Origin of the sequence: Bacteroides sp. 44_46 (assembly GCF_001915465.1) — a bacterium.
GTDB lineage: Bacteria > Bacteroidota > Bacteroidia > Bacteroidales > Bacteroidaceae > Bacteroides > Bacteroides clarus.
In genome coordinates this window covers 228,330-240,118 of record NZ_MNQO01000013.1, presented here as the reverse complement: position 1 = coordinate 240,118, position 11,789 = coordinate 228,330, and the positions used below count along the sequence as shown (strand labels likewise).

Sequence of the window (11,789 nt, the reverse complement as noted above, 5' to 3'; positions counted from 1 at the left end):
ACAGATGATGTGTTCAGTACTGACAGATGGTGCATTTCATATAAACGCATCATCTGTTTTTTTATATTCTTATACCAAGTGTGCAATCCACTCCTCGCGGTCGCCCGGCAGAAGGTCGATAACCGGAATCTCAACCATTGTATAGCAACCCGGTTGCTGACGCATTGCGGCACGCGCCACACATACCAGCACTTGCGCGGTAAGCGCAGGATTATTGATACGCATATTGAATTCGAACAACTGGTTCTGCGTTTTTCCTGAAACGCCTTTACGGGTCAGGTTTACACCATGTCCCATATCGAGCAACGCGTCTACGCTCGGAACAAGTTTCACATGCGTCTCATCATTTACAAAATACGGATCGGCCTTGATAGCGGCAGCTACTTTCTCAAATTCGTAACCGTCGTTCAGTTCGATGTAGACCATACGGCGATGTATACCCGTACCGGTAGGAATAGTCATTGAGAGGGCAGCTTTTACACCTTCGATGGCTTTTACCGCCACCGTATGTCCCATACTCATACCCGGACCGAAGTTGGTATAAGTAATTCCCTTCGGCGCAATAGCTTCCAGCAAGGTGCGTACAACGGAATCGCTTCCCGGATCCCAACCCGCAGAAATAATAGAAACAGTGTTATGAGCTTTCGCTTCAGTATCCAGGGTACGACGTAATGCCGGAATGCCGGTATGAATATCGAAACTGTCTACCGTGTGAATTCCAAGCGCCAATATCTCTTTTGCATATTTCTCAACGCTACGTGTAGGAGTACAAAGGATGGCCACATCCACATCCTTCAGCTCTTTAATATCTTTCACAACGGAATACTCACTCAATTCCGCAGGACGGTTCTCCGCCCCCGCACGACGTACTACTCCGGCTATTTCAAAATCAGGAGCCGCTTGTAATGCCTCAAGTACAAAATGTCCGATATTGCCATAACCAACGATGGCTGCTCTTACTTTTTTCATCTTTTTATCGATTTTAGTTATCAACTTTCTATTTTATGAGCGCAAAAGTAAGCATTTTCATTTATATCTTAGTATAGAAGAGTTCAAGTTTCACAGAGTTTTTCTTTTTTTAGAGACTAAAAGTCAATAATAATTCCTACATTCGCAGAATAGGAATAATAATTATATGATAGAATACATTAAAGGTGAAATTGCCGAGTTGAGTCCGGCAAGCGCAATTATAGACTGTAACGGTTTGGGGTATGCCGCAAATATCTCCTTGAACACATATGCCGCCATACAAGGAAAAAAAAGCTGCAAACTATATATTTATGAAGCTATCCGTGAAGATGCATATATCCTTTATGGTTTTGCAGACAAGCAAGAACGTGAGTTGTTTCTGCTGTTGATTTCCGTATCAGGTATCGGTGGCAATACGGCCCGTATGATTCTTTCAGCCTTATCCCCCTCCGAGTTGATAAATGTTATCAGCACGGAGAATGCCAATCTGCTGAAAACGGTGAAAGGAATCGGTTTAAAAACAGCCCAGCGTGTGATAGTTGACTTAAAAGATAAAATAAAAACCGGTGGAATGGTTTCCGGAGCGGCCGATATAACCGGTCCTGCCTTTACTGCCGCCAATGCGCAAGTACAAGAAGAAGCTGTGGCCGCCCTCACAATGTTGGGATTCGCACAAGCTCCTTCGCAAAAAGTAGTAATGGCCATCCTAAAGGAAGATGCCAATGCACCGGTAGAACAGGTTATCAAACTGGCTCTGAAAAGATTATAACCCCATACATATTATTCACACATTAAAAGCAAACAAACAATGAAGCCAGTTCCTATTCTCATGAAACAATGGTTGGGCGCCAATGAGCGCACGCGTGTGCTACCCGGCGACCAATGGTATCTCAAATTTGCAGCGAGTATCTTCCCGCTAGTACAACAATCTCCTCTGTTTAAGGAAAACGACTATGTGCAAAAAGACGCCACGGTCTCGCTCTGTATGTATTTTCAAGATGTAATTGCCCAGACCGGCGGTTGGAAAACATTCACCGAATCATATTATGCGCTGTATAATACGTATCTTCCTTTCTATCGGTTATCCGACAGCTACATCCCCGATGAAATCAATCCGGAAGACATTGCATTTGTACTGTGGACATTAAAATCCCACTTCGCACTCTATGGACCGGATGAATACACATTGCAAGATCCGTATGATAAGGACTTGCTGGATTTGGCTCAAGAAGTTTATAAACTGATGGATGAAGAATTTGAAGAAGCGCCTATCAACGAAGAACCCTCTTCATTTTTATGGGTAATGGGACCGGATTTGTTAGATATGCCTTCCACTCCTCTTCCGGAAATCACTCCTGAAACAAAATTGAGCAAGGATGTTGAACATTGCCTGGAATACAGCGGTGGCAAATCTTTACTATACTTTGCTACCTATAAAGAACTCTGCAAATTCTTTGTTGAAGTCCTGAGATGGGAAGATACTCCTTCCGCTCTACTCCCCGACTTAGAGTATAAGAAAGAATTCGTAATATACGCCAATGCCAAAGGCATGCTAATAGCCCATAATGTAGCCGCCTATTTTTGTGAAGGGCACAACCCGATGTACAATGCCGAACGCGCTGCTGCCGAAGGCTACAAACTCTTTTGCCGTCCGGGAACCTGCCCGTTCGACTTAATAAAGTACGGTATGCTCAAAGGAATATTACCTGACGTGCAGTTTCCATTTACCAACGGCAAAGAAGTATTACAGAAAAATTGGGACTTTATCGCCCGTTATTATCTATGTGAATATTATGAAGGTGAGTAAAAACACACAATCGCACCCCAATCGAAACAATAAAGCCAAACCTACAGGAAAGAGAATCGGTAAATCAAAACCATCCAAGGCTAATAACCAATTGAACAGAAGGGTGAAGTGAGTGATAAGCGGTTAGCGATTAGTGATAAGTGATTAGTGATTGCCATACGGCATAATTGCCAGCTAATCACTTATCACTAATCGCTAACCGCTTATTGTTTATCATAATTCTATGATTTCCTCTTTGCACAAAGTCAGTTTCTCCAAACCATCGGTTGTTACAGCCCATGAGTTTTCAATTCCGACAGGACCTATACCGGGCAAAACGATTTTGGGTTCCAGGGCAAAGACCATACCCGGCTCCAACTCCTGCTTCATACGGGGCGCCAATACGGGCATTTCATTTATTTCCAGGCCAATGCCATGACCTATGAATTTCGCTTTTTGATCTACTCCCATAAAGTAATCCGCAAAACCGGCTTTCGTTACTATTTCAATGGCTTTGTTGTACATATCTTCACAAACAGTTCCCGGTTTTGCCATCGCCGCAATCTCCTCTTGTATTTCTATACACGTCTGATGCGCGGTATATGCCTGTTCCGGCAACCTGCCTATGGAAAATACACGGCTCATATCACCCATATAGCCATAGAAATTTCCACCCATATCTACCATAAAGCACTGTCCCGCTTGCAGGAGAGTACCACTCACACCGCCCGGCAAGGAAGGATCGAGCCCTTTACCGCCCAATGCAAAATCATACGGAGAGGGAACCGCCGCATTGTCACCGGCCAAAAGACTTCCCATAAAAATCTCCATACTCTGTCCGAATACGCGGAATATCCCCAAACATCCCTCCAAACGCATCAACCGTTCTATTTCAATGGATAGCTGACGGTCGGTCATTCCCGGCTGATAAACCGAGGGAATCTGTTCGTACGCCTTTGTATGAGCAGCTCCGGAACGACGGAACATTTCAATTTCTATCGGAGTCTTTACGCTTCGAGCCTGACGAACCAACGCGGTACCGCAAGGCACAACCTCTGTTTCGGGAAAACAGGCAGCCAAGCGATTATATTCCGTAAAGGATAATTCATCACCTTCCAGCATCAACTTAGCAGGCAAAGGCAAACCACATTCCTTCAACAATTCGGTAATTTGTTCCGGCTTACGGATAGGATGGATATGTTCGCCCTCGATATCATTAGGGCGTTTTATGAACAAACGCGCAGGAGCATTCAACGGCAAATATAAATATCCGCTGACAACGCGACCGTACGTATAGATTAAGTTTACATTGCAGGTGATAAGAGCAGCATCAATGCCTTGCTGAACCATGAGAGCACGTATCTTATCACGTCTTAATTTCAATTCCGGTTGTAACATCTCTTTGTTATTTATTATTCTGGAATGCAAAGGTAAGAAAAATAGTGATTAATCATTAACCGCCCATCATTAAAAAAGATGCTGCCCACACCTTCGCAGGCCGGGGCAGCACAAACCACAAATACAAATACAACTAAACAAAGTTTTTCCTTAGATAATTCCCTGACCCATCATGGCATGGGCTACTTTCATGAAACCGGCAATATTAGCGCCTTTCACATAGTTAATGTAACCGTCAGGTTCGGTTCCGTATTTCACACACTGGGTATGGATACCGTGCATAATGGCATGAAGTTTTTCATCCACTTCGGCTGCGCTCCAGCTGATATGCATAGCATTCTGTGACATTTCCAAACCACTGGTAGCCACACCGCCCGCATTCACAGCCTTACCCGGTGCATACATAATCTTGTTTTCGATAAATAGGTCGATGGCTTCGGGCGTACATCCCATATTGGAGATTTCACCTACGCAAGTCACCTTATTATCAATCAGATGCTGTGCGTCTTCACCATTCAGCTCATTCTGCGTTGCACATGGCAAAGCAATATCGGCTTTCACTTCCCACGGACGTTTACCCGGAACAAAAGTAGAACCCGGGAATTCATCGGCATACGGAGCTACAATATCATTGCCCGATGCACGAAGTTCCAACATATAATCTATCTTTTCGCCACTGATACCGTTCGGATCATAAATATAACCGTCGGGACCTGAAATAGTAATGACTTTCGCCCCCAACTGGGTAGCTTTGGTAGCTGCTCCCCAAGCCACGTTTCCGAAACCGGAGATGGCAACCGTCTTACCTTTAATATCGATACCTTTGGTTTCCAACATCTGATGTACAAAATACAATCCGCCAAATCCTGTTGCTTCAGGACGTATCAATGAGCCGCCGAATTCCAACCCTTTACCGGTGAAAGTTCCCGTAAACTCACGCGTCAGCTTCTTATACATACCGAACATATAGCCCACTTCACGGCCGCCCACACCGATATCACCGGCAGGCACATCCATATCCGGACCAAGATGGCGCCATAATTCAAGCATGAAAGCCTGACAGAAACGCATCACTTCCGCATCGCTCTTACCGCGCGGAGAGAAATCGGAACCACCTTTACCACCCCCCATAGGCAGAGTAGTCAACGCATTTTTGAAGGTTTGTTCAAATCCCAAGAATTTCAGAATAGAGAGATTTACAGAAGCATGGAAACGGATACCGCCTTTGTACGGACCGATGGCGTTATTGAACTGTACACGATAACCGAGGTTCGTCTGCACCTCGCCTTTATCATCTACCCACGTAACGCGGAAAGTAAAAATACGGTCAGGTTCAACCAATCGTTCTATAATCTTTGCCTTCTCGAACTCAGGATGCTGATTGTAGATATCTTCGATAGAAAGAAGTACTTCCTTTACGGCTTGAAGATATTCAGACTCGCCGGGATGCTTTGCCTCCAAAGAGGACATGATACGTTCGATATTCATAATATTACGTTTTAAAGGTTCTTACCTCGTTATTCAATAATCATTCGAGCAAAATGTCAATAAACAACATTGCAAATATAGGAAAACTTTTCAAAACACCTAAACTTCACGGCAATATTTTGATTAAATAATAATAAAACGTCAAATCTCATAAATTATAAAGAATAACAAAAACAGAATCGAACAGCGCCGTACAAGTGTCTTGCAAAGGTAATTCTTCATTCTTCATTCCTCATTCTTCATTTAAATTGCTACTTTTGTCCTCCGAACTAATAAACCATGAGAAAACATGCTTAGTAAGTTTAAACTAAATCAGCTCTATTTCAAAGATACGCAGTTTGCAAACCTCATGACACGACGTATCTTCAATGTGCTTTTAATCGCCAACCCTTATGATGCTTTCATGCTGGAAGACGATGGCCGTATCGACGAAAAAATCTTCAATGAATATACCTCGCTCTCCCTGCGTTACCCGCCGCGCTTTACACAGGTATCTACTTGCGAGGAAGCGCTGGCCCAACTATCGTCCATGCCATACGACCTTATCATATGTATGCCGGGAACAGGAGATAACGAGGGATTTGACGTAGCGCGAACCATCAAAGGACGATACGAGCATATTCCCATGGTAATTCTAACGCCGTTCAGTCATGGCATTACCAAACGTATTGCCAACGAGGACCTCAGTTCGTTCGATTATATCTTCTGCTGGTTGGGAAATACCGATTTACTGGTGTCCATCATCAAACTGATTGAGGACAAAATGAATCTGGAGCATGACGTCAGTGAAGTGGGCGTACAGATTATTCTTCTGGTAGAGGACGGAATCCGCTTCTACTCCTCTATCCTGCCCAATCTTTATAAATTCGTATTGAAGCAGAGCCAGGAATTTTCTACCGAAGCGCTGAATGCCCACCAACGTACGCTACGCATGAGAGGGCGCCCTAAAATCGTCCTTGCGCGTACCTATAATGAAGCAATCGGCATATACGAAAAATACAAAAACAATATACTGGGAGTTATCACAGACGTTCGCTTCCCCCGTGTAGAACGTGGTGAAAAAGACGCGCTTGCCGGTATCAAGTTATGCGCCGCCATACGAAAGGAAGATCCGTTTGTCCCGTTGATTATACAATCTTCCGAATCGGATAACGTTTCGTACGCAGCTAAATATGATGCGTCTTTCATCGATAAAAACTCCAAGAAGATGGACGTAGACCTGCGACGTATCGTATCGGACAATTTCGGTTTCGGCGACTTCATCTTCCGTAATCCCGATACGCTGGAAGAGATTGCCCGCGTCAAAAACTTGAAAGAACTCCAAAACATCCTTTTTGCGGTTCCGGCAGAGTCGTTCCTCTATCATATCAGCCGCAATCATGTGAGCCGCTGGCTCTATTCGCGTGCCATGTTCCCCATTGGCGAGTTCTTGAAACCTATTACCTGGAACAGTCTTCAGGATGTAGATGCCCACCGTAAAATCATTTTCGAGGCAATCGTAAAGTATCGCAAGATGAAGAATCAGGGTGTGGTGGCTGTCTTTAAGCGTGACCGCTTTGACCGCTACTCGAACTTCGCCCGCATTGGCGACGGTTCATTGGGCGGTAAAGGACGTGGCCTGGCATTCATTGACAATATGGTGAAGCACCATCCGGAATTCGACGAATTTGAGAATGCCCGCGTCGCTATACCCAAAACGGTAGTGCTTTGTACGGATGTATTCGACGAGTTCATGGATACCAACAATCTGTATCAAATAGCCCTCTCTGATGCGGATGATGATTTGATTTTACGATACTTCCTGAAAGCCAAACTGCCCGACCGCTTGGTTGAGGACTTTTTCACTTTCTTTGATGTAGTAAAATCCCCTATCGCTATCCGTTCTTCCTCACTATTGGAAGATTCGCATTACCAGCCTTTCGCCGGAATATACAATACTTATATGATTCCTTATCTGGACGACAAGTATGAAATGCTCCGCATGCTCAGCGATGCCATCAAGGGAGTTTACGCTTCTGTATATTTCCGCGATTCAAAAGCCTATATGCAAGCAACAAGCAACGTTATCGACCAGGAGAAAATGGCAGTCATCCTGCAAGAGGTAGTCGGAAATCAGTATGGCGACCGTTACTATCCATCCATGTCGGGTGTAGCACGCTCGCTCAACTACTACCCTATCGGAGATGAAAAGGCGGAAGAGGGCATTGTCAATCTGGCACTCGGATTGGGTAAATATATTGTAGACGGCGGTATGACACTTCGTTTCTCTCCCTATCACCCCAACCAGGTCTTGCAAACCAGCGAGATGGAGATTGCACTAAAAGAAACCCAAACACGTTTTTATGCGCTCGACCTGCGTAATGCCGGTCATAACTTCTCCATTGATGACGGTTTCAACCTATTGAAATTACATGTTAAAGAGGCTGAGAAAGACGGTTCCCTCAATTATATAGCTTCCACCTATGACCCTTACGACCAGATAATCCGTGACGGTTTATATCCGGGTGGGCGTAAAGTGATCACCTTTGCCAATATCTTGCAGCATGATGTATTCCCACTACCCCGTATCTTACAATTGGCATTGAAATACGGACAGCAGGAAATGCGCCGCCCTGTTGAAATCGAATTCGCAGCTACCATGAGCCGGGAAAAAGACAAGACCGGCACATTCTATCTGTTACAAATCCGTCCGATTGTCGATAGTAAGGAAATGCTTGATGAGGACCTTACAGCCATTCCCGATGAACAACTATTGCTCCGTTCCAACAATTCATTAGGACATGGAATAATGAATGAATTGCAGGATGTAATTTACGTAAAAACCGATGATTACAGCGCTTCCCACAATCAGGAAATAGCCTGGGAGATAGAAAAACTGAACCAGCAATTCTTGAACGAAGGAAAGAACTACGTCCTGATAGGCCCGGGCCGCTGGGGCAGTAGCGATACATGGCTCGGCATTCCTGTAAAATGGCCTCATATCAGTGCAGCACGTATTATTGTAGAAGCCGGGCTGACAAACTATCGTGTCGATCCCAGCCAGGGAACGCACTTTTTTCAGAACCTGACTTCTTTCGGTGTCGGTTATTTCACAATCAACGCGTTTATAAATGACGGTGTATATAATCAAGACTTTCTGAATGCGCAACCTGCTGTACATGAGACCAAATACCTGCGTCATGTACACTTTGAACATCCGATAACAGCTAAGATGGACGGAAAGAAAAAGCAAGGAATAGTATTACTACCCGAACCGTAACATTTTATAATTAAAAATAAGCTAAAAAGTACATTAATCAACTTTTCTTTTTTTGTAGGAAATGGGACAAATGATGTCCCATTTTTCATTTATCGCTGTAAAATAGAGCTTTACACGGTTATTTTATTGCCAAAAAACAGTATCTTTGCGCCCAGTTTCAAGTTTTAATAGGTAAAAAAGATAATTAAGTATTGTCAATGGGCAAAAAATACACAACTATTTTAACTCTGTTTGTCATAATATCAGTTTTATTCGCGGGATGCGAACAAGACGAAAGACATGCTACAGGTTATGGCACAATGAACATACAACTATCCGCTAATCCAAGCATGATAGAAGTAGGCAGTTCATCCGATACACGCGGTCAATCCGATAAGCAATCGGCTATTACGACCACCCGTATGGAAGAAGTACCGGAAGCGTCATCATTTTCATTATCTTTATCCAATGAAAAGGCAGAAGTGAAGCATTGGGATTCTTATGCAGACTTTAAAGAAGGAGAGAAAATAGCTATTGGCAATTACACGCTGAAGGCCTACTATGGTGACGAAAAGAAAGAAGGTTTTAATGCTGCCTACTATGAAGGAAGTACAAATATCCAGATCCTTGAGAATCAGAATACCACTGCTGACATCACCTGCTACATAGCCAATGTACAGCTTACCGTGATTTGTTCAGAAGCTGTTCAAAAGTATTTTACAACATTTGAGATGCAGGCCCGTTCAAACACCGGCACAACTATTGATATTGCAAAAGACGACCAACGTCCTGTCTATTTAAAGCCCGGCAGTTTACAACTTGAAGCAAAAGTAAAAAAACAAAATGGTATAGGACAAACTTTAAGACTACTGGATATTGATGAGACCGAAGCACGCCAGCACTACATTATTCAAGTCGATGTAAATGGTGGTGATACGGGAAGTGGAACATTGAACATTACCTATAATACCGTCAAATCCGAAGAGGTTGTAACAATAGATATTTCGGACGCATCGCTCAATTTAAAAGCTCCGGAATTTACTGCGCAAGGTTTTGATAACGGTCAAACTATTACCTTACGTGAAGGTTCTCAACCGGAATCAATGAAAGTTACTTTAAATGCCCGTGCAGGTATCAGAGAGTGTGATTTACTTATAGAATCTCCTTATTTGAATTCTGAACCAGTAGGAATAGATGGTTTAGTGAAGCTTGTGCCTACAAGTGATGCCGCCAAAGCGATGAAACAGAAAGTAGTAGACAAAGGACTACGTCTTCTCGGACTGGAGGATGGAAAGATAGAACGGTTGGCATTGATTGACTTTACACAATTAATAATGAATATGGTATGTACCGGAGATAATGACGAATCCAGTAAGTTTACCCTACGTGCAGTGGATAAACGAGGTGTAGTACATGAAACGGAACTCTCCTTTACTACTACTTTGCAAAGCAATCAATTCTCATTCCCTGCAATTGCCAAAACGGTACTTATTGGAAGCACTGAAGCCGAAGCAGAAATTAACCTCTTAACATCCGGCATTACAGGAGAACAGGATGTTAATAATGTTATCTTTGAATACAAAAATGAAGCGAGCGAATGGGTAAAAGCTACCACCGAATGGGTAAGCGATAATACAGAAGAGGTCAAAAAACATAAAGTAAAAATCAAGAAGTTGCCCGAAATACATAGAAACTTAGTAGTACGCGCACGATATGGTAGTAAAATTTCTGAAGAACAGACATTGAGCTACCATATACCAGAATTTACTATTACGGCTGATGAGAATGACATCTGGGCACGGAAAGCAACTTTACAGGTAAAAGCTAACACAGTAGAAGCTCAAAATGCAGTACTGAAATATTTAAAATTGACATACAACGGTTCTGAAATATCAACTACGCGAAAAGGAAATACATACTTGTGGAGTGGATTAGAACCTGGAGTTACATATACCATAGTCGGAATATGCAATGAAGGTGGAGAGGTTACAAATAATGTAGAATACTCCTTACTAACAGAAGCAAAAATACAGTTGCCCAATCCAACATTTAACGAATGGACTTCTGGACGTTACAACGGGACAACTATAAATAAAGGTGGCCCATGGGCAAAACGAGGAGCTGCTGGATTCGATTTTTCTGGATATACAACAACAGAAGAATATCAAAAAACAACATTAAGTGTAAATACGCCTGTAGCATGGGAAAATGTAAATGAAAAAACAATGCCAAATTTAACAGGAAATGCTGTTAATACTTGGTATATTGTACCCTCTACAGATAAAGTCATAATTGATGATAACACATATGTAAGAATAAGGAATGTAAGTTGGAGTGGAGTAGGAGGCGATATTTCCCCATTAGGTAGTATTGGATATTTTATAAATAAAAACGAATGTTATGCCAGTTTTCCTGGATTTGAACAATTAAATACTCCATCAATAACCTTACAACAATCTGCAGGTCGATTATTTTTAGGTTCTTATTCATATCAAAACGAAAAAGATATAGTAAATGAAGGATATCCTTTCTTTAATCGTCCTTCTCAATTAAAATTTAAATACAAATATACATCCAAAACAAGTGGGCTTACCACCGACAAAGGATATGTAAGAATTATGCTACGGAAAGGTTCTAAAAGTATATTAAAGGATAAAGAATATCTTGAATTAGATTTGGATGAAACAGCTAATATATTAACAAAAACTCTTGATATCCAATACCCATCAGTAGGATGTGAAAAACCAGATAATATATGTATAATGTTTTGTTCTTCTATTGGTGGAAAAGATTGGTTAACGAGCGAAGAAAAAATTGATAATCCAAGTGTTACAAGCCCAGAAAGCAAAGCTCAAGCCTGTGTTACCGGCTCCGAATTATATATTGACGATATTGAATTAATCTATTAAT

Annotated in this window: 7 protein-coding genes; 4 read left to right on the top strand and 3 right to left on the bottom strand. The window is 42.5% G+C overall.

The window, feature by feature from the left end; translation table 11 throughout:
• Window positions 1–69: 69 nt before the first annotated feature.
• Window positions 70–969, bottom strand: a complete 900-nt coding sequence (locus BHV73_RS06150; protein ID WP_009123251.1) for a diaminopimelate dehydrogenase — start codon at window positions 967–969, stop codon at window positions 70–72.
• A 166-nt stretch (window positions 970–1,135) separates the two neighbouring features.
• Between BHV73_RS06150 and ruvA the strand changes: the two genes are divergently transcribed.
• Window positions 1,136–1,738, top strand: coding sequence for a Holliday junction branch migration protein RuvA (gene ruvA / locus BHV73_RS06145; RefSeq protein WP_009123250.1), 603 nt, complete (start codon window positions 1,136–1,138; stop codon window positions 1,736–1,738).
• A 39-nt stretch (window positions 1,739–1,777) separates the two neighbouring features.
• The gene (locus BHV73_RS06140) at window positions 1,778–2,776 is read left to right on the top strand and encodes a DUF3843 family protein (protein WP_196052804.1); all 999 of its coding nucleotides are present in this window, start codon (window positions 1,778–1,780) and stop codon (window positions 2,774–2,776) included.
• Window positions 2,777–2,989: 213 nt separating this feature from the next.
• Here BHV73_RS06140 and BHV73_RS06135 read toward each other — a convergent pair whose 3' ends face one another.
• Both BHV73_RS06135 and gdhA read right to left on the bottom strand, forming a co-directional pair.
• Window positions 2,990–4,153, bottom strand: a complete 1,164-nt coding sequence (locus tag BHV73_RS06135; RefSeq protein ID WP_196052805.1) for a M24 family metallopeptidase — start codon at window positions 4,151–4,153, stop codon at window positions 2,990–2,992.
• A gap of 150 nt (window positions 4,154–4,303) precedes the next feature.
• On the bottom strand, window positions 4,304–5,641 hold the full coding sequence (gdhA, locus tag BHV73_RS06130; protein ID WP_009123247.1) for an NADP-specific glutamate dehydrogenase: 1,338 nt from the start codon (window positions 5,639–5,641) through the stop codon (window positions 4,304–4,306).
• A 289-nt stretch (window positions 5,642–5,930) separates the two neighbouring features.
• On the opposite strand from gdhA, the gene BHV73_RS06125 reads away from it, so the two are divergent.
• Both BHV73_RS06125 and BHV73_RS06120 read left to right on the top strand, forming a co-directional pair.
• On the top strand, window positions 5,931–8,900 hold the full coding sequence (locus tag BHV73_RS06125; RefSeq protein ID WP_195620799.1) for a PEP/pyruvate-binding domain-containing protein: 2,970 nt from the start codon (window positions 5,931–5,933) through the stop codon (window positions 8,898–8,900).
• A 197-nt stretch (window positions 8,901–9,097) separates the two neighbouring features.
• Complete coding sequence (locus tag BHV73_RS06120) at window positions 9,098–11,788, top strand: DUF4493 domain-containing protein (RefSeq protein ID WP_286737365.1); 2,691 nt, start codon at window positions 9,098–9,100, stop codon at window positions 11,786–11,788.
• The last annotated feature ends 1 nt before the right edge of the window (window position 11,789 follow it).